This window comes from Bartonella sp. P0282 (assembly GCF_048452985.1).
Lineage (GTDB): Bacteria > Pseudomonadota > Alphaproteobacteria > Rhizobiales > Rhizobiaceae > Bartonella > Bartonella choladocola.
The window spans coordinates 839637-859548 of the sequence record NZ_WTFO01000002.1 but is presented as its reverse complement, the minus strand read 5'-3'; the positions used below and the strand labels follow the sequence as shown (position 1 = coordinate 859548).

General features: G+C 44.5%; 16 protein-coding genes. 9 read left to right on the top strand and 7 right to left on the bottom strand.

Annotated elements, in window-relative coordinates; all coding sequences use genetic code 11:
• A partial coding sequence (locus GQS64_RS09080) for an Ig-like domain-containing protein (protein WP_198231327.1) occupies positions 1-1618 on the top strand: 1618 nt, incomplete at its 5' end.
• A gap of 1044 nt (positions 1619-2662) precedes the next feature.
• Here GQS64_RS09080 and GQS64_RS09075 read toward each other — a convergent pair.
• On the bottom strand, positions 2663-3286 hold the full coding sequence (locus GQS64_RS09075; protein WP_198231326.1) for a YceI family protein: 624 nt from the start codon (positions 3284-3286) through the stop codon (positions 2663-2665).
• Positions 3287-3843: 557 nt separating this feature from the next.
• Here GQS64_RS09075 and GQS64_RS09070 point away from each other — a divergent pair.
• Complete coding sequence (locus GQS64_RS09070; protein ID WP_077992840.1) at positions 3844-4902, top strand: DUF475 domain-containing protein; 1059 nt, start codon at positions 3844-3846, stop codon at positions 4900-4902.
• A 76-nt stretch (positions 4903-4978) separates the two neighbouring features.
• Here the strand turns inward: GQS64_RS09070 and GQS64_RS09065 are convergent, their stop codons facing one another.
• Positions 4979-5695 (bottom strand): pyridoxamine 5'-phosphate oxidase family protein, encoded by a 717-nt coding sequence (locus tag GQS64_RS09065; RefSeq protein WP_198231325.1) that lies wholly within the window; start codon positions 5693-5695, stop codon positions 4979-4981.
• Positions 5696-5740: 45 nt separating this feature from the next.
• Between GQS64_RS09065 and GQS64_RS09060 the strand changes: the two genes are divergently transcribed.
• Entirely contained in the window at positions 5741-7192 is a 1452-nt protein-coding gene (locus GQS64_RS09060) for a PLP-dependent aminotransferase family protein (RefSeq protein WP_198231324.1), read from the top strand.
• Positions 7193-7650: 458 nt separating this feature from the next.
• On the opposite strand, the gene GQS64_RS09055 is transcribed toward GQS64_RS09060, so the two are convergent.
• Positions 7651-8256 carry a hypothetical protein gene (locus tag GQS64_RS09055; RefSeq protein ID WP_198231323.1) on the bottom strand — a complete coding sequence of 202 codons (606 nt, stop codon included), beginning with the start codon at positions 8254-8256 and terminating at the stop codon, positions 7651-7653.
• 597 nt (positions 8257-8853) lie between these two features.
• Here GQS64_RS09055 and GQS64_RS09050 point away from each other — a divergent pair.
• Both GQS64_RS09050 and GQS64_RS09045 read left to right on the top strand, forming a co-directional pair.
• Complete coding sequence (locus GQS64_RS09050; RefSeq protein ID WP_077992831.1) at positions 8854-9585, top strand: glycosyltransferase family 2 protein; 732 nt, start codon at positions 8854-8856, stop codon at positions 9583-9585.
• Positions 9582-9911, top strand: coding sequence for a lipid-A-disaccharide synthase N-terminal domain-containing protein (locus GQS64_RS09045; RefSeq protein WP_077992830.1), 330 nt, complete (start codon positions 9582-9584; stop codon positions 9909-9911). Before GQS64_RS09050 ends, GQS64_RS09045 begins: the two co-directional genes overlap by 4 nt.
• 181 nt (positions 9912-10092) lie before the next feature.
• Here the strand turns inward: GQS64_RS09045 and GQS64_RS09040 are convergent, their stop codons facing one another.
• Both GQS64_RS09040 and GQS64_RS09035 read right to left on the bottom strand, forming a co-directional pair.
• On the bottom strand, positions 10093-11565 hold the full coding sequence (locus GQS64_RS09040; RefSeq protein ID WP_198231322.1) for an ArnT family glycosyltransferase: 1473 nt from the start codon (positions 11563-11565) through the stop codon (positions 10093-10095).
• A 115-nt stretch (positions 11566-11680) separates the two neighbouring features.
• Positions 11681-12979, bottom strand: a complete 1299-nt coding sequence (locus GQS64_RS09035) for a UDP-glucose dehydrogenase family protein (RefSeq protein WP_198231321.1) — start codon at positions 12977-12979, stop codon at positions 11681-11683.
• 91 nt (positions 12980-13070) lie between these two features.
• On the opposite strand from GQS64_RS09035, the gene pncA reads away from it, so the two are divergent.
• Positions 13071-13682, top strand: coding sequence for a bifunctional nicotinamidase/pyrazinamidase (pncA, locus tag GQS64_RS09030; RefSeq protein ID WP_198231320.1), 612 nt, complete (start codon positions 13071-13073; stop codon positions 13680-13682).
• Between the two features lie 280 nt (positions 13683-13962).
• Here pncA and GQS64_RS09025 read toward each other — a convergent pair whose 3' ends face one another.
• On the bottom strand, positions 13963-14304 hold the full coding sequence (locus tag GQS64_RS09025; RefSeq protein WP_077992824.1) for a hypothetical protein: 342 nt from the start codon (positions 14302-14304) through the stop codon (positions 13963-13965).
• A 92-nt stretch (positions 14305-14396) separates the two neighbouring features.
• Positions 14397-14984 carry a hypothetical protein gene (locus tag GQS64_RS09020; RefSeq protein ID WP_198231319.1) on the bottom strand — a complete coding sequence of 196 codons (588 nt, stop codon included), beginning with the start codon at positions 14982-14984 and terminating at the stop codon, positions 14397-14399.
• A 581-nt stretch (positions 14985-15565) separates the two neighbouring features.
• On the opposite strand from GQS64_RS09020, the gene ettA reads away from it, so the two are divergent.
• The 3 genes from ettA to GQS64_RS09005 all read left to right on the top strand — a co-directional run bounded on the left by ettA (position 15566) and on the right by GQS64_RS09005 (position 19773).
• Complete coding sequence (gene ettA, locus GQS64_RS09015; RefSeq protein ID WP_198231318.1) at positions 15566-17215, top strand: energy-dependent translational throttle protein EttA; 1650 nt, start codon at positions 15566-15568, stop codon at positions 17213-17215.
• Between the two features lie 536 nt (positions 17216-17751).
• Positions 17752-18516 (top strand): trans-aconitate 2-methyltransferase, encoded by a 765-nt coding sequence (gene tam / locus GQS64_RS09010; RefSeq protein WP_077992819.1) that lies wholly within the window; start codon positions 17752-17754, stop codon positions 18514-18516.
• Between the two features lie 552 nt (positions 18517-19068).
• On the top strand, positions 19069-19773 hold the full coding sequence (locus GQS64_RS09005) for a L,D-transpeptidase (protein ID WP_198231317.1): 705 nt from the start codon (positions 19069-19071) through the stop codon (positions 19771-19773).
• Positions 19774-19912 lie beyond the last annotated feature (139 nt).

The window sequence follows — 19912 nt, the reverse complement described above, 5'->3', positions numbered from 1 at the left end:
AGGATCAAAACTCACCTTCAAGCCAATGGACGTGAATAGCAATCCCATCAAGGGGCTAAGTGGCAGCGATGTCGGTTTTACCATCAAAGACAGTAGTAGTAGCAGCGGGAATATAGTGGTTCCCGATGGCACTGCCCTCAATCTGACAGGAATCACGGAGACATCGCCTGGAACCTATGAAGCCACCTTCACGGGCACGAAAGCGGGGTATTATTATTTTACATCGACGGTTTCGGGTGTTGCAGTTCTTACCCTAGGGGTAACAATAAAATCCGGTGAAATAAATGAAGGTACATCGGAGTTTAAAATAGACCCACAAACAAATATAGCAGGTTCTAGCACAAACCTCACTTTTACGCTCAGGGATATTTACAACAACCCTGTGACAGGGAAGGCGAGCAACATTAGTTTTGTCGTCACGTCGCAAAATGCAGACGCATCAAGCATATGGATGTATCAAATTCGGGAAACGCCATCAAATAGCGGAATATATACAGGCTATGTATATAGCAACTATGTGGGGACTTATACAATTACACCGAAAGTTTCCAATGTCGCTTATAACAGTTTAGCCAAAGTTTTAACTACAATACCGGGAGCATTGGACAAAACAAATTCCAGTTTAACCGCTGATAATAACAAGCCTTATCTTGATGATATCGTAACGCTCACCTTTAAACCGCGTGATATTTATAGAAATATCATTGTTTATGATCCTTCAAAACTGGGCTTGCAAGCATCCACCTTATTTGAATTTCTGGATGCAACAAAGAGTGAAAATGAAGAAGGAACCTATCTACTGAGGTTTAAAGTTCTAAAGAGGGGAAATGTGTCCCTATATCCCACTTATGATGGGAAAGTAGCTAATAATAGTTTTTACCTTAACCTGTTCTTTAATTCAAACCCTGTAAAAGAAAACTCCAAAATTTATATGGAGAAGGATAGTTATACAGCAGGTAATTGTACATATTTATACATAGGCTTGCTAGATAAAAATGGTGATGACGTTATAGAGAACGGTGGAGATACTATGGGGGATTTTCAAAAGAACCAAATGGCAACTGTGCTCACGAGTCCGGGGTCGGATTATGTGAAACAACCTTGCACCAACCGCATTGACTATTACGACACCTTAAAAAGAATAGATGGCCACAATTACATGGCATTTGGGTATCAAGTACAAAAAGCCGGCACGAATTTAACGTTCACGTTAAAAATGCCGGGATGGCAGGACGCATTGTCGACTAATGCATTTTCTATAATTCCATCGACAGCATATGCCGGTTCTGTTAGAATCGAATTGGATAAAAAAGAATATAAAGTGGGAGACGATATTATTGTTACAATTCATCTCTTTGACGAATATGGTAATCCCACAAATGATATAATGAGTGGAGTTTATATTGATGTACCAAATGCCTCAACAACAATGCCGAGAGATAGCCGATATGGTGTAAACAATAAAGATTGGAAAAAAATAGATGACTATACCTATCAGGTAACCTATAAAGCAAGAACACCAGGAACCAATCTACAATTATATGGATATAATGTGTGGAGTTTCGTCGGAACATATACTTACAGAATTGGGGATCCATTCAATATTGTGGCCAATTAGGATGTGAAAATATTCTAATAATTAAATGGCTTTTATAAAACTGTGGTTGCTTTAGTGTGGAAAAATGTGAAAAGTTAAATTTGTTGATAATCAGCGCGAAGGTTTTTAGTTATCTGACTCAAAACCTTTGGCAATTGTGATATGGCAAAAATCATCGCCGGCATTTTGTTGTGTGATACGGTGGCGTTCATTGTGATATTGCGGTGTTCATCATGAATGCGCAAATAGAAAAAGCGTTTTATCTGTGCCGGAGTGCGATTGCGGGTAAGAAAATTTAAGGCATAAACAACGGCTTTATCAAAATGTTGCCTGAATAAACCGCAGCGTGGGGTGATAGGCTTTTATCACCAGACGGGTTTGGCAAAGCAGAGTGGGTAAAGAAAACACAGCAAAATTGGCTTAAGCAAGGCAACACATAGTCAAGAGCAAGGCAAGACATAGCCAAGTTCGTTCAAGCAAAGCAAAACACAGGCAATTTGACTTAAGCCAAACAGAACCAGACAATTTTACTTAAGCCAAACAGAACGCTGCCAAGTTGATTTTAGCAAGGCAAAACACAGCCAAATTAACTTAAGCAAAGCAGAACATTGTAAAATAGTCGGTTCGGGTTTTGTTAAGCGGTGTTAAGCCCGGTCTGTCGGGGATGGTATATTTCATATTCGGTTGGAATAGCTTTATTTCTTTTGTGCCACGATAGGCCCAACCGGCTTCTTTGCCGTGTGCTCGAAAAGAACGGATTGTTTTTCAATTGAAAAGCCCTATCCAAGCTCTGACCGGTGTTGCATTTAACCACCTCAACCGTTTTCGCGTCTGTTTTTTTAAAAGATGGGTTCTTTTAATCCACGCTAGCACTTTCACTTTACGCTATATGTCCATGATTGAAAGTGGGTGGGCAAAGGAAAAACAGACCCTACAGCCCGCAAATAACAAATATTCCCGAATAGCGAAAAACCGGCCTGCAAACGCCATGTTCGCTGCCGGTTTTACGAAAAATGATTGCCATAGATAGATTTCAAACATTCGCAAAAAATATGAAACGAATGTTTATTCTGCCGGTTTGAATTCCGCTTCAATGGTAAGGTTGACATCGTCACTCAATGGTCCTTCGAGTTCATTGACGCCAAATTCGCTACGCTTGATAACCGTTTTTGCAGAAAAACCGAGGGCGGGTTTTTTCGTCATCGGGTGAGAGGCAAGAGTGCCATTCAATGTGACATCAAGCACAACAGGTTTGGTCACACCGTGAAAAGTCAAGTTGCCGGTAACCTTTCCTGTTTTTTCTCCTGTCAATTCGATAGACGTTGAATCAAAAGTGATGTTTTTGTATTTGTCGGCGTCGAAAAACATTTCACCGGCAATTTCGTCATTAAATTCATTGGGCGTTTTGGGATAGTTTGTATCAACCGACTTCGGATCTATCCTGACATGCAAGGCCGATTTTTCAACATCGTTTGCATCAAGATCAAGCTTTGCTTCGATTTTGTCGAAACGTCCGTAATAATTGGAAAGGCCGAAATGTTTGATGCTCCACAACAGGTTTGTATGTGCCGCATCCGACACGTAAGCCCCTGTTGGAACATCAAGTTTTGCCGCTTTACCAGCCGAAGCGCCCCAGAAAATGCATGGAACTACAAAAGCTGCTGCAATTGTTGTTTTATTGATGAACATATTATTTTCTCCCCGTTTCAGGAATTTACAACATGTTATAGAGTTTAGCGTTTTATTATTATCTTTAAAGGGGTAACAATTGGAACAGAATGTCTCCGTAATATTGACAATCAAATCGTTTGATTGTTTTGTGTTCCGGTTTCAAAAGAAGAAACTTGCAATATTTGAAATACAAATCTTTTGAAAATATTGATTTTCTTCCAAAGAATTGAATGATGCCCGATTACAATCGGTAAAATGGAAGTTGTCACATTGCCAATGCTTGGCACAAAATAATAATGGTTTATTTAAAAATATATTTTCAAATGACGGTAAATGACTAACACATTCGATGTTCTTTCCTGCGACGCAAGTGTTTCTAGCCTATAAAGTAATAAGTATGATTTCTAACCGGCTTTAAAAAATTTGAGATATTGTTAACCTTTTCACATCGGAAAGGAAGCAAAACCCTTGCGTTTTGACCATGTTGTTTCCATATAGAACTTGTTTAAGGACGTTGGTCCTGAACCGGTAAACGCCAAGAGCCTTTTTGATGGCTGCTTAAAAGAGGGAATATAATGAGCGTTTTACGCTATTTTACCGGCGCCTTTATTTTTACAGTTGTCGGTCTGAGCCTGGGTATGTGGCTTGGCTATGTTGAAACAGGTTCCACCAGCGGCATATTTGAATATCTGTTCATATGTTGTGTTCTCGGTGTTCTGGAAATTTCACTTTCATTCGATAATTCCATTATAAATGCGCGTATTTTGCGTGATATGAGCCCGGTTTGGGAACATCGTTTTTTAACATGGGGTATTGTTATTGCGGTGTTCGGGATGCGGGTTATTTTCCCATTGATTGTGGTGGCTTTTGCCGCGTGGATCAGCCCCTTGCAGGCATTGAAACTGGCCATCTGGGAGCCGCAACATTACGCAGAAATCATGACAGATGCCCATGTCGGTATAGCGGCATTTGGTGGTACTTTTCTGTTTATGGTGGGGCTTAAATATTTCTTTGACCCTGAAAAAGAAACCCATTGGATTTTGTTTCTGGAAGGGCGGGCAAAAAAATATGCGTCAATCCACGGTATACAGATTGCTATAACGCTTGTCCTTGTGCTCATTTTTTCCAGTCTCGTAAAACCGGAAGACGACCATACATTTCTGGTTTCGGCAATTTACGGTTTGCTAGCGTTTATCGCTGTTGAAGGCTTGGGCGTTTTAATGGATGCCCGCAAACATACGATGGAAAATGTCTATAAAGGAGGGGTGGGTGCTTTTGTTTATCTCGAAGTATTGGACGCGAGTTTTTCCTTCGATGGTGTGATCGGCGCCTTTGCACTTTCTACCAATCTTTTTGTTATTGCAATCGGTCTGGGGATTGGTGCCTTCTATGTCCGCTCGATGACTGTGCTTCTTGTTGATAAAGGAACACTTGCACAATACCGCTACCTCGAACACGGAGCTTTTTATGCCATTCTGGTTCTCGCATTTATCATGTATCTGCAGACCGTCATACATATTCCCGAAGTGGTGACGGGTGTTATCGGAATGGTGTTCATTCTGACTGCTCTTTATTCTTCTATACGCTTCAACCGCAATCATCCCGATTGGCACTTGACTATTCCGAAAGATTAGGCGCGCACAAGAAATTTGACGCAGTTGGCGATGTTGCTGTGCAATCATTGGTGGTTGCACAGTGTCACTCTTCCTCTCAAGTCAACCGGTTCATATAGATTTGTTGCGTTTCGGTCAGAACATCGTCCAGTCTTTTGCCACTTGTCCAGACATTGAGCGATTCTGAAGGAGTTATACCGTTTTCAAGACGGTCGTCAGGTTGATAGCTGCCGATAATTGTTGTGAGCGGAATAACACCTGCCCATATGGGGTTGGCATAATCTTCCTCATCATCTTGAGGTCCTGCCGCGCGCATTTTTGCTGCCGCGACATCAATTTTCATCTTTATCACAGATGTTGCTTTCAGCTCTTTTTGCGTGACCTCGCGCATTTCCTCTGTTCTTTTCGGAAAAAAACGCTCGATCATATTGTTAAGCGCGCGATATTTTTCTTCTTCATTTGAAACAAGCATGGCTTTGCCAAAACACATCACCGAGCGATAGTTGACCGAATGGTGGAAAGCCGAGCGTGCAAGCACAAATCCGTCAAGACGGGAAACAGTGACACATACATCCACCCCTTGCTTCAACCGCTTTATCATGCGCGAGGCGGATGAACCGTGCCAGTAGAGATAGTCGCCTTCGCGCCAATGTGTTGTCGGGGTGCAAAAGGGTGTATTGTCAATCACATAGGCGACATGCGCCAGAGCCGAGCTGTCGAGAATATGATAAACTGTTTCCTTTTTATAAGAGGCACGTTTGTAGCTTCTTTTAACGCGGTTTTTATCGGTTATGGAGAAGTCCTCGGTCGTCATTCCATTTGCCTTGCAAAAGTTGATAGAAGCGGCCAATAGTGTTCTATGAAATTGGAACAAAAAAGAACCACATTAAAACAAAAAAATCAGACCAATTTTCCCGACTGGTCGGCAATGATGCCGCTTGTTCCGGAGAATGGCCGGAAGCCCGCAAATGTCTATCGCCTCATCAGGCAAGCAATTGATAAGAAACAATTCGAGTATGGTGCGAAATTACCCCCCAGTCGGGATTTGGCAAAGCGGTTTTCTATTTCCCGTTCAACGGTGGTTGCAGCTTATGAAATGTTGGCTGCCGACGGTTACATTATAACGAAGCGGGGAAGCGGCAGTTTTGTTGCTTCAAATGTATCGCGCACATTCAAACCTCGAATTTCGGTGCCGGAACGTGAACAAAAATCGGCCTATCACTTATGCGAGTTGAGTATACCTCTTGAAAATGACAAAGCGATGAACGTGTTTCGCCGCCTTTTGAACAATCGCGCAGCCAAAGCGTGTATACGTCACTATAACTATGCCGATCCGCGCGGGACACTGGAACTGCGCGAGGCGCTTTCGGCTTATTTGAGGCAAGCCAGAGGGCTCAACCTTGATGCTTCACAAATTTTTATAACGACCGGTACGCAACAATCACTGGACCTTTGCCTGAGATGTTTTTTGAGCGATAAAGCGACAATTCTCGTTGAAGACCCGTCTTATCACAATGCAATTCAGGCACTTGAAGCACTCGGCAAGAAGTTGGAATTTTTACCTCACGATAAACTTGACGATGACTTGAATTTGCCACCGGCTGACGCAATTTTGCTCAGCCCTTCAAGACGATTTCCTTTAGACGGCACGATCGGGCTGTCGCAGCGCCTCAATTTGTTAAAATGGGCGAAAGATAACAACGCGATGATTATTGAAGATGATTACGATAGCGAGATCCGCTTTGAAGCCTCGCCTATGACTGCTATTCAAGGCCTTGATGACAATGGTTCTGTTATCTATTTCGGCACATTTTCCAAAACGCTTTTTGCCGGTCTTCAATGCGCCTATATGGTTGTACCTTCGCACCTATGTGAGCGCCTTATCAAATTTCGTAGTCTCGTTGACAGACGCGCCGTTACTTTTGTTGAAGAAGCTTTGGCCGATTTTATCAATGGCGGCCATTACGCGCGGCATTTGCGCCGGTCAGCCAGGATTGTCAAAAACAACAGGGATGCTCTCGTCAAGGGATTGCAGAGCGGAAAAGGGGCAAATCTCATGCATCTCGCCCCGCCGCGACAGGGGCTTCATCTCGTTACACTTCTTGATAAAAATATCAACGATGTCGCATTGGAGGCCGAGCTTCAAAAAGCCGGTTTTGCCGTTCGCGCAATCTCGAATTATTGCCGGAATAGTCGTGAAAACGGCCTGCTCATGGGGTATTGCGGCTTTTCGCCCGAACTTTTTGAACAAGCAGGAAAAGCGATTTCCGATATAATCGGCACATATAAAACCTGTAATCGTTTGTTTTAAGATTTGGAAAACGCGTCAAGCATAAGAAGCTCGATACGAATTAGGGAAAGGGTAAAAGCGGTTTCCATGCAATGCTCTTGAAATTGGCCAAGCAAAAATCAGGCAAGTTTTGACCCGATGAAGAGAGATCAGAAAAATGCATTGTTTCATTTCCCCGTATTTCTGAAATCCAATTTATAATGTTTTCGGGACTGTTTTCGGGTTTTTCGGGCAATAAATCGGGTTACAAATTTAAACGAGGGAGAAAGATTGGAAAAGCGCGGGCAGGGGGAAAATGACGAAATAGCAGAGATAGCAGGTTGTTAAACTTTTTTGGAAACGTTTAAGTTGTGAAATCCTTAACGGGGCAATTGTGCGATTGTCCCGTTATTATTTTTTTAAGAGGAAAAACGGAATAGTTACAGTTTTTTTAATCCAGACAATGGTTCGGAAAACTATCCCGTTTAAAAATTTTGCCTTTAAAGTGTGGTTGTCGGAGGTATGTCGTCTTTCATTGTCGTGACAAATTCGGGGCGGGGGACGGGTTCTGCTTCGGGTAGAGGAGCCGGATTTTCTGGTAACGGTGGCTGAGGGTGAGCCGGTTTACGGGGAGAATGGTCGGGGGTAACCTTATGCGGCGCCGGATGATGCGGGGCTGGATGATGTGGTTCCGGATGAGGTGCATGTCTATTTCCGTCGCCTTCCAGACTGGCATTTAGAGGACTAAAACTATAAAATTCACGTCCGATGATGATGAAGACAAAGCCGATCAGTCCCAGAAAACCCAATGAAAGGTAAAGCAAGGTAAAATCGGGGATTGGGGTATCAAAAAATGTGGCTTCGGCGATTGCTTTCAAATTGGCCGAAACAATGATTGCCGTTGCAACCGGCGCGAGAAACACCAACACAACGCCAACCCAACCCAAGCCGGTAAATCTTTGCCGTATCAATGTAAATGACAGGTTTGATAATGCTGGCCGCAAGTGGTTTTGTCGGGAGAGTGGTTGGGCACTTACGAGTGAATAGAAGAAATATATAAGCACAATTGATGCAATAAAACCTAATATCAAAAATATTAGAGCCATTTTAGGTATCCCTCTCTATAATGAACTTTAAAAAGAATATAGAAAGGTTTTGAATTGTGTCTATAAAATTGCACAATATCGAATAATCATTCGCAATCTATTTGAAAAAAACAAATTTCTTTGTCGGAACATTTTTTGCTTTCTTGTGCAGAATGGGCATGAAAATATTGTTTCAAGCGAAAGAAAAAGCTGAAAGCAAATGCGGGTTGGAAAACCGGCCTTCGGACAAGCTGAAAATCGTCTATAAAGAGCAGCGAACGAAGAACAGCAAAATGACAGTGCACACAAATAATGTTGCTTTTTAAAAGTGATGTTTCAGGAAAACGGATGAGAGTGCCCCTCACACGATCATGCCTTTACCACCCCCTTGTTTTTCAATAAATTCTCGCAGAAGCGGGCTTTCGGCAGTAAAAAGGTTTTTTGGCCACGGGAAGCTTGAAACCTGCAATTTTCACGGTACGACAAAAACACGCCATCGGGAAAACAGGAAGAGCAAGGTTTTTAACAGTTTCAGCAACGGGTGATGATGCGTTTCATAGACACTTGCGGTTTTCAATGCTATTCAATCTCGCATAGCATTGGAACGAAGTTATTTAAATGAAACTATCTGTCGTCATTCCCTGTCGTAATGAAGCTGAAAATCTGGCTTTTCTGCTTGATGAAGTCGATAATGCCATGAACGGGCGCGATTACGAGATTCTCGTCGTGGATGACGGTTCGACCGACGATACACCCAAGGTCTTATATAAACGGATGAGCGAGGGCAAACCTTTGCGCCATATCCGTCATGATCGCTCGGCCGGTCAAAGTGCTGCGGTGCGTTCGGGAGTTTTTGCGGCTTCAGGCGATATTGTTTTGACGATTGATGGTGACGGGCAGAATAATCCCGCTTATCTACCGGAACTTGCCGATGCGCTTATTGCCGCCGGGCCGGAATACGGGCTTGCCGCCGGCCAACGTTTGAAACGCACCGATACAAAACTGAAGCAGCTTTCCTCCAAACTTGCCAATAAATTGCGGCAGGCAATTTTGAAAGACAATACGCGCGATTCAGGTTGCGGGTTAAAAGCAATCCGTACAGAGCTTTTCCGCCAATTGCCGTTTTTTGACGGTTGGCATCGTTATTTGCCAGCGCTGGTTCTGCGTGAAGGTTTCAAAACGACGCATATTGATGTGGTTGATCGCCAACGTGTCCATGGCCATTCCAATTACGGTATTCTTGATCGCGGCCTGCGTGGTATTCTCGATCTCTATGGTGTCTGGTGGCTGCGTCGCCGTCGCAAAGTGGTTCCCAAGGTGACAGAAATAAAGGCAAAGGGCGAAAAATGAGCGGCATTTTCTCACAATTTACCCAATGGTTACATGATGTCTTTGTCGCCCAGTGGGACGGGTGGATTGTTCTGGGCTTTGTTGCACAGGCGCTTTTTATGATGCGTTTTGTTGTCCAATGGCTTGCCTCTGAAAAAGCCAGAAAAAGTGTTATGCCGGTTGCCTTCTGGTTTTTTTCGCTAGGGGGCGGAACGCTTCTGCTTATATATGCGATCAGGCAGAAAGACCCTGTTTTTATTGCCGGTCAAGGCTTGGGGCTCATTGTTTATATTCGTAACCTTTCGCTGATTTACCGCGAAAAGAAACACAAACAGATGAATTCCTGATCGCGGGCGAAATTGCACCTGAAAACGAAAGCCGCTAATTTTTCAAAAATCAAGCTTTTATAATGTTTTTCCATGAGAAACGCGCCCCTTGGCGACAACGAACCGGAGCCGTTTTGCTTGGCTTGCCGGTCTCTCTTCGGCCGGTCTCTCTCCCGCCGGTCTCTCTCAAGCGCGATATGGTTCAAGGCAGATAAAGATATGAAACGATACGTTTCACATCGCTTCCTCCATTAAAGCCGATTTCCACTTCGCCGGTTTTTCCTGTTGTCGGCAAGCCGGCCTTCAAAAGAGTTGCGCGCAAGTCATCGGGCAATTTTCCGTTTCCCGTCCATAATACCATGAGCGGCGTCTTCAATCTTTCAATTACAAAAGGCGAACCTATGTGAATGGTCTTGAGCGTTGGGTCAAGCAGGCGCAAATTGCCGGGCAATTGCGGGTGACGCGCGAAAACCATGACAAACGGCCCTTCAGCGCGAAGTGTCCGATCAAGTGTTTTATAGTCAAAAAGCTGTTCCGGCGGGGCGAACCGGTTATAGGCGGTTGCGATGTTGAGATAAAGGACAAAAGGCACGACAAGCCCCGCAATAGCGCCGATCACACCGAATGCGCGCACATATTTCAAAGAGTAGCACAAGCGCGAAAGGACAATTGCAAAATAGGCGGGTGCAAGAAAAAGCAATGGCTGTAACCAGCGGTCTTTGACATTTGTAATACCGAGCACGAGGACAAGCGCAACTACAAGCAAAATGCCGAAAAGCAAAATGTGGTATATGAGATGTTCGGCTTTGTTTTCATCTCTTGTAGTCAATCGGGATACTTTGGAATTGGAAAAACTATGTAATCCGGCCAATATCAAAGCAATAATAAGCGCAATCGAAACAAAACCCAAAGACGCTGTAAAAAAATCGGCAAGACCGGTTAGACGATCGGTAAAGAAGCCCCCTGTCTTACCCATTGCCAGTTTGTTGGCACGTGCAACGACGCTTGCGGGGTGGGCAGACATATAAATGGTAGCCGGTGCAATAGCGATCAAGGCTACAACTATAGCCAGTGGAAAGTAGCGGTTTTTCAGCGCGCTGCGGAAGTCCCGCGTTAAGGCTGTGCCGCCGAAAAGTGCAATAAGAAAGAGTGCTCCGTTATATTTGCCTAAAATTGCGGTTGCACAAGCCAGTCCCAAAAGGATAGCTCGTCCAAAAGAGGGTTTGCGGCAAAAAAAACAGAATGCCAAAAACGTATAGGCAGCACCGGCGGTTCCCATAATAGAATGGGTAAGCGCACGTTGTGACTCCCAGCCGATTTGGGGCAGCAGGAACATTGCAAGCATAGATGCTCCTGCCACAACAGGGCGCACGTCAAGAAGTCGCAGCGCCAGATAAACCGAGAGGAAAGTGGTTGCAAGAAGACCGAATTTGATAATTTGCAACAAATAGAAATGAAGCCCGAAGAGCTGTTCGACGGCAAAGGCAATCCATGTATAAAGCGGCGGCTGCGAACCGCCATAGCCCCAATTCCAGAAACTGATATTGGACGCAAGTTCGGCATCGTCAAGCCCCGCACCTTGCGAGATAACAGACACAAACAAAGCTTCAAATGCGAAATAGAAAATAATGAAGCAAACAGCGATAACGCCGTAATCCGGTTTGTTTTTTGCCATCTGCTTCATCCTTTTTTTGTGCCGCTTATATAATCGCCGGCTCATTCAAACCGGATATCGTCATATAAACGATCACCAAGTGAACAATTTTCTGTTTCAAACAATGACCGTCTACTTAACGGCCGATGGATATATAATCGAGATCTATATCCTGAAATTCTTCCGGTTTATAGATATTACGCAAATCGACAATTTTGCCGGATGGCATAAGTTCGGCAAGCTTTTTAAGGTTCAGTGCCCGATAGGCATTCCATTCCGTAATGATTGTGAGGACACCGGCTCCTTTGGCGGCTTCATAAGGCGAAGAACACCAGATAATATTGTCGAGAACTTTTTTTGCCTGTTCTTCACCTTCAGGGTCGTGAGCACGTATCGTCAGACCGGCTTCCTGCATGACTTTGATAATCGTTAAAGCGGGAGATTCGCGGACATCATCTGTATTGGGTTTGAATGTCACACCAAGCACAGCAACGGTATCGGTATTTTTTTCTTTTGCTGCTTTGATAATACGCTCGCCCATTTTTACCTTGCGTTCTTCATTGATCGAAATAACTGTTTCAATCAACTGTTGGGGAGCCTTATAACGCAGGCCGGTTGCCGCAAAAGCGCGCGTATCTTTAGGAAAACAGGAACCGCCAAATCCCGGACCGGCGTGCAGAAACTTGGAGCCGATGCGTTTATCCATGCCGATTGCCTGTGCGACTTCCTGAATATTGCCGCCGGTTTTTTCGCATAAATCGGCAACCTGATTGATGAATGTGACCTTCATGGCAAGAAAGGCATTGGCCGCATATTTGATGAGTTCGGCATTTTCAAGCGAGGTAATGACAAGCGGCGTTTCGCGCAGATAAAGCGGGCGGTAGAGTTTGCGCATTGTTTCACGCCCACGTTCATCTTCAACGCCCACAACAACCCTGTCGGGACGCATGAAATCTTCAATGGCCGAACCTTCACGCAGAAATTCCGGATTGGATACCATAGAAAAGCGGATTTCCGGCCGCTGCTTTTGTATACGTTCACGAATGCGGGAATTGGTGCCGACAACGACAGTCGATTTGATAACGATGACTGCACCATCTTTCATGGCATGAGCCACCTGATCGGCAGCCTGTTCTATGAAATGCAGGTCTGCTTCACCATCGCCGCGGCGCGATGGTGTGCCTACAGCGAGGAAAATAACATCGGCTTCTTTGACGCTGTTTTCCAGATCGGTTGAAAAGAAGAGGCGTTCTTCCTTGATGTTTCGTATCATCATTTCATCAAGACCGGGTTCAAAAATTGTGGCTTCACCTTTTTTCAACCGCGAAATAATATCAGGATTGGAGTCCACACATGTCACGTCGAATCCGAATTCGGCGAAACATACGCCCGAAACCAGCCCGACATACCCGCTACCGATCATGGTAATTTTCATCAAAGTCTTCCTTGCAAAATATCATGCCTTTTTGATATGACTGTTTTCACGTGACTTCAACCGTCAAGTGAGGGAAATAAGGGGAGAAAAAATGGCAGGCGAGGCTCTTATCGTTGTTGATGTTCAGAACGATTTTTTACCCGGTGGTGCACTCGCCGTGCCGGATGGTGATCTCATTCTCCCGACAGTTCAAGCGCTGATGATGCGCTTCGATCATGTTATTCTCACACAGGATTGGCATCCGCAAAACCATCAAAGTTTCGCTTCCAATCACCAAGGGGCTTCCGCTTACGATACCATAAATGTCGATTATGGCCCGCAAACACTTTGGCCGGATCATTGCATCCAAGGCTCGAACGGGGCAGCAATTCACGGATCTCTTCCCGTTGACAAGGCCGAAATGATAATCAGAAAAGGTATGAATCCGGCTATAGACAGCTATTCCGCATTTTTTGAAAATGACCGTAAAACACCCACCGGATTGCGTGGCTATTTAAAAGAGCGCGGTTTGAACAAGCTTACTTTCTGCGGTTTGGCGACAGATTTTTGTGTGGCCTATTCAGCACTCGACGCAAAGAATTGTGGCTTTGACGTGTCGGTCGCGCTTGGTGCTTGTGCTGGATTGGATCTTAACGGTTCGCTTGATCTCATGTTGAAAACAATGAATGATACCGGAGTGAATCTGTTGATGGGAGCGCTTTAACCCGTCAAGCGCCGGTCTCTCAAAAAAACGGCTTGTTTCCGATAAAACGGCTTGTTTCCGGCCGTTTCGCTTTTCTTGAAAACAGTATAGGTCGAACTGTCGCCCGCCGATTGCTGTCAAAAGGAAAGCACAAACACGTTCCAATCGGCCGCATTAACAACCTGGCCAATCAGGCTTTACCAGCGAAAAGTTAACCCATTCATCTGTCAATGCGCTTTTTTCTATAGCTACACGCTTTGCCGGAGCCGGATGATGATTATTAAATCAAGGCCTGAATATTCTAGCTTTTCGGCAGGCGTCTGGCGCAGCGCTCGAAAATTTGTCTGGCAAATTTGTTTGTAATTTCAATCCGCTCGCTATTGGTCGAAAACTGATTCTCCTTATAAGCGAGTTCGACGATTTTTTTATATACCGGATCAAGTATTTTCTGGTCTTCGGGTGACTTTTCTTTTAGCCCGTTTAAAATAAGGCTGGTTGTTTTTTCAATAGGTACGCCGCTTTGACGAACCATCATGACAGAACGACCAACTCCGGCAAGGTCCTTACATTCGATATTGGTTTCTTGTGAAAAAGCAGATGCAGGTAAAAAAGCTAAAAGAAATAGTGTCTGAGCAAAACGCATAAAAGTCTCCCGATTAAAAATAAACGTTCCTTTGACCGGCTATATCGGCACAAAAAGATGCGAACATTTAAAATCATCAAGAAATTTTTTTGCTATTTTGATACCTCTGTCAAGCATGAAAAAGACAAAACATCTTGATAACTTGTCTTTTTATCGAGCCAGAGTATAGCTTGCGATAATTGACCTGATTGTTGTTGTAATTTTTCTGAAAAATAAATCCAATCACCTATATTGAGTGGGAAATAATCAGCCACCGATAAAGATTCGCGCAGTCTTCGCATCATCATGGGACTATAGACATCAGACCCCATGCGCCGTTTTTCATTTTTCAACCATATACGAGAAAGCCGGTTGTGCCAGTTACGATATTGCTCGCGCTTATCCAGAATCAATTTGGCAAAATGTCCATCGGCCAAAGCATGAACTGCCCAAAGTCCCAATGGAAAAGGCGCATAAAGGACAATGGCATTTCGAGGTGCGGGATTTTCGACAATTGTATGTCCGGTGATGCGGTAACATATTGTTTTCATTCTGGTAAAGGAAACAGGCAGTTCATAGAGGCTGTCGGGCACGAGGAGAGCATTGCTTTCGGCGGGAACAGAAGTGTTTCCATTCCGGTCGAAAATGATAGGTCTTGTGACACCAGTTGATTGTTCGCTCGTCAAAACCTGCCCAACCATTTTATGCAATTCGCGCAAATGTCATATTTATATTTTGTTTCAATAAAAGAACATATAACACGATCGCTTGAAAAAACGAAAGAAACTGAAGCAAGCGGTTAAAGGGGGTTAATACGACATTGTTCTCGCTGGACAAGCCTTAAAAACCGCTTTTATGCACAATAATCAAGTGGTTTGAAGAAAGCAGAGTGTGCACTGTTTCATGTCAGCAACTGGCTATAATTCGGTTTTTGCAGAATTCGGCCTTTTGGAAACAGAATCCGCTCTTTTAACAATTATATCACTGATAAGGCCTTTAATCGGGTCGATAAACATGCTGCACCTTTATCGATTATGCCGGATATATGTGATCGGAGTGGTGTTAAGGGAGCGCTATTTGCCCATCTTCTTTGAAAGGTTATTTCGGCAAGATCATTTTGGAATTGTTTTGCTCTTCTCAAAGATTGCCGATTGTGCCCGTTTCAGTTAAAAGACCAGAAACAATGTGGTTTCAAAACGTGTTTTCATTAAAAATGCGAGCGAAAAGATCGTTTGTATAAAGGCAGCTTTGAACGCGTCAATCAAGGAATGGAAAAACATATATGGCTCGGCAATTTATCTATCATATGGCGGGACTTAGCAAATCCTATGGTAATAAAAAGATTTTGCACAATATCAATTTGTCTTTTTATCCGGACGCAAAAATAGGTATTTTGGGGCCGAATGGCGCGGGCAAATCGACTATTTTGCGCATTATGGCCGGTCTCGACAAAGAGTTTACCGGTGAAGCCTGGCTGGCAGAAGGGGCAACTTGCGGATATTTGCCGCAGGAACCCGCTCTCGACCTGACAAAGGATGTACGCGGCAATGTTATGGAAGGTGTTGCCGAAAAAAAGGCAATTCTCGACCGGTATAACGAATTGATGATGAATTATTCGGACGAGACGGCCGAAGAAGGCGCAAAATTGCAGGATGTCATTGACAGCCAGAATCTCTGGGATCTTGACTCACAAGTGGATATGGCAATGGATGCGTTACGTTGCCCGCCGGCTGATGCGGATGTTTCCAAACTTTCAGGCGGTGAAAAACGCCGCGTCGCTTTATGCAAATTGTTGCTCCAGCAACCCGATTTGTTACTGCTTGACGAGCCGACAAACCACCTTGATGCCGAAACGACTGCCTGGCTTGAAAAGCATTTGCGCGAATATCCGGGTGCTGTTCTGATTATCACCCACGATCGCTATTTCCTTGACCATGTCACCGGCTGGATTCTGGAACTCGATCGCGGGCATGGCATACCTTACGAGGGCAATTATTCTGCCTATCTCGAAGCCAAGGCCAAACGTCTGGCACAGGAGGGACGGGAAGAGGCTGCAAGACAGAAAGCCCTGACACGTGAACAGGAGTGGATTGCCTCAAGTCCGAAAGCCCGTCAGGCAAAATCGAAAGCCCGTATCAAAGCCTATGACGAATTGGTCAAGGCTGCCAATGATCGTCGTCCCGGTGAAGCACAAATCATCATACCGGTGGGTGAAAGACTGGGGCAGGTTGTCATTGAAGTCGAACATTTAACCAAAGGATTTGGCGACCATGTATTGATCGACGATCTTTCCTTCAAATTGCCGGCCGGCGGAATTGTCGGTGTTATCGGCCCCAATGGTGCGGGTAAAACAACTTTGTTCAAAATGTTGACGGGGCAGGAAAAGCCGGATGCAGGAACAATCCGCATCGGGGATACTGTCAAAATGAGCTATGTCGATCAAAGTCGCGATGCACTTGATCCTGATAAAACGGTTTGGGAAGAAATCTCCGGCGGAAATGATATTATAAAGCTCGGCAAATATGAAATGAATAGCCGTGCCTATTGTGGTGCATTCAACTTCAAGGGGGGCGACCAGCAGCAAAAGGTCGGTAACCTTTCAGGCGGGCAGAGAAACCGCGTTCATCTTGCCAAACTTCTGAAAGAAGGCGGCAATGTGTTGCTGCTCGACGAGCCGACCAACGATCTTGATACAGAAACGCTGGCAGCGCTTGAAGAGGCGCTCGAAAACTTTGCCGGTTGCGCTGTTGTTATCAGTCACGATCGTATGTTCCTTGATCGTCTGGCAACCCATATGCTGGCTTTCGAGGGCGACAGTCATGTGGAATGGTTCGAGGGCAATTTTGAAGAATACGAGGCCGATAAAATACGCCGTTTAGGGCCGGAATCCGTCAACCCGAAACGGGTAACCTATAAACGTTTGACACGATAGTCGAACCGTTAGACACAATCATCCGGTTCTGTTTCAAGAATTATTCCTCAACAGGATTGTGAACGGAAATTGTCAGGAAAGGCGGGGCGAAAAACCCGCCTTTTAATTTGGAATATTCATTTTTATTCCAATCCTGAAATATATCATTTTGCGCGAGCATGGAGTCCGGCAGGCAATATTGACATTAAACTCGCCGAAAAAGACGGGGCAGGAAGAAGTGGATGACAAAAGCGGTTTGACAATTGGTTTCCAAGGATTGTTCGGAACAATCGGGTGTTTTGTAAAGCTTGTCCGGAACAATCAGGAATATGATTTATATTCCAGCAATAATGCGCACCTTTAATATATATTCGTTCGGCAGCTACACTATTGATCCGGTTCGCAGCGATCGGAAAATGGAAAGGCCGCTCCGAAGAATTTTTAAAATCGCGAGAAAAATTCGACTTTCTGCCGGAAAAAATTTGACTTTGTGGATGTCTTGAACCCAAAAAGTGGTAAACTTACTTCATTGCCCGATGAGACAATGGAGAAAATTTATGCAAGATTGGTCAGCAAAACAATATTTGAAATTCGAGGACGAACGTTTGAGGCCGGTACATGACCTCGCTAATGCAGTTCCTCTGAAAGAGGTCAAAACCATTGTCGATCTCGGTTGCGGTCCTGGCACATCGACCGAAGTTTTGTGCCAACATTGGCCTAACGCCAAGGTTTCGGGGTTTGACTCTTCTGCCGACATGATCGCCAATGCCAAAAAGCGCTTGCCGAAAATAGAATTTACAGTTCAAAACATTGAAAAATGGTCGCCGGAACCCGATGTCGATTTGTTATTTTCCAATGCCGTATTCCAGTGGTTACCCGACCATATTGACGAGATGAAACGATTGGTGTCTGCCATGAAAACCGGTGCGGCTTTGGCCGTACAAATGCCGGATAACCTGTTTGAACCGCTCCATCGTGCGATGATTCATGTTGCAGAAGATAAACGCTGGAATGACCGTATCGGCTCTGTAGCGCGAGAAAAACTACCGAATGTCTCGGTCTATTATGATGCTCTGAAGCCGCTCGTCCACTATATTGATATTTGGCAGACAATTTATAATCCCGTCATGGAAAATCATGAAGCCATTGTTGACTGGGTGAAAGGGGCAGCCCTGCGGCCATTTCTTGCGCCACTTAACGAGGAAGAAAAGCAACAATATCTTGCGCTTTATCTTGAGCGCATTACAAAACTCTATCCAACCCAGTATGACGGCAAGGTTTTGTTGCGTTTTCCGCGCCTGTTTATGGTGCTGGTAAAATAATGGATTGCTATTGCCACGAATAAAATTTGCAAAATGAAAAGAGCCATGATTGTTCATGGCTCTTTCTATTTTTACTGTAAACGGGCGGATTTATTCTTTCTGAACTATGACAAAGGCGGTTGTTGTTACTTTTTAAGCCCGTGGAAAATATTGGCTGGCATAAGCAGTCGACAGTCATTCAGGGTTTGTTTTTGGCAATTGTTTTATCCGGTTAAAAAGCTTTTTTAAAAAAACATTCCGCAAACAACAGAACAATTCAATAGCCGGATTGTTGTAATGAAATTTCTTTATTTGTAACCGGATCAGATTGATTCTCTTGAAAGCTATGACGATTTTTTAATATTCAATGGCAACGCATATGACGGATGGTGCTTTACTGTTGCATAATTGTCTTTTCGCTCAAAAAAAATCCTGGAACAGAGGCTAAAAGCTTTAAACCCGCTAAGCCGAACCTAAAAATACTTTCCATCTTATTAACCATCCATTAACCACGTTATACGAGAAATGACGAGCGATATAACGTGTCGCGATCAAGAGGCTTTTAGACGGAAAATGAAATATTTTTGGCAGCAAAAATTAGGGCTTGCAACAGCTCTTGGTGTTCTGGGGTTCGGACTTGTGGGATGTGCGACCACGCCTGCTCCTACTGTTGTATCAAACGACAATGTAAAGGTGGCACCGGCAAAACCGGTTGTGACATCAACATTGCTCGGTACGCAATCGGTTTATGACCGTTATGAGCAATCTCCCGACGAACCGTTCAAAATTCCGCCTGTAAAAATAAAAATCCCCGAACAATTTGAACGCACGGTTGTTCCTTATCCGACAAATGAAATTCCCGGAACGATTATTGTCGAACCGGAAAACCACTATCTTTACCTCATAACCGGTGACGGTCAGGCAATTCGTTACGGAGTAGGTGTGGGTGCTGCCGGTCTCGGTTTTCAGGGGGAAGCAAAAGTACAATTCAAACGCAAATGGCCAAGATGGATTCCGACTGCCGATATGGTGCAACGCAAGCCCCAGCAGTATAAGCGCTTCGCAGACGGTGTGCCCGGCGGATTGAGTAACCCGCTCGGCGCTCGTGCACTTTATCTCTTCCAGGGCAATGTCGACACATATTTCCGTATTCATGGAACGACACAACCGTCGAGCATTGGCAAAAATGTATCAGCCGGTTGCATTCGCATGTTGAACAAAGATGTGGTTGATCTTTTTGAACGCGTGCAGGTCGGCTCGAAAGTCATCGTGCGCTGATAGTTGCTGTAGACAAATTAAAAAGAAGGGCGGGTTTTCGCCCTTTTTTTGTGCCTTTTTATGCGCCCTTTTATGCGCCTTTTTTTGAATTGTGTTGGTTTCTATTGCGTCTATCGCCTTTCGAGATTGCGTCTGTCGC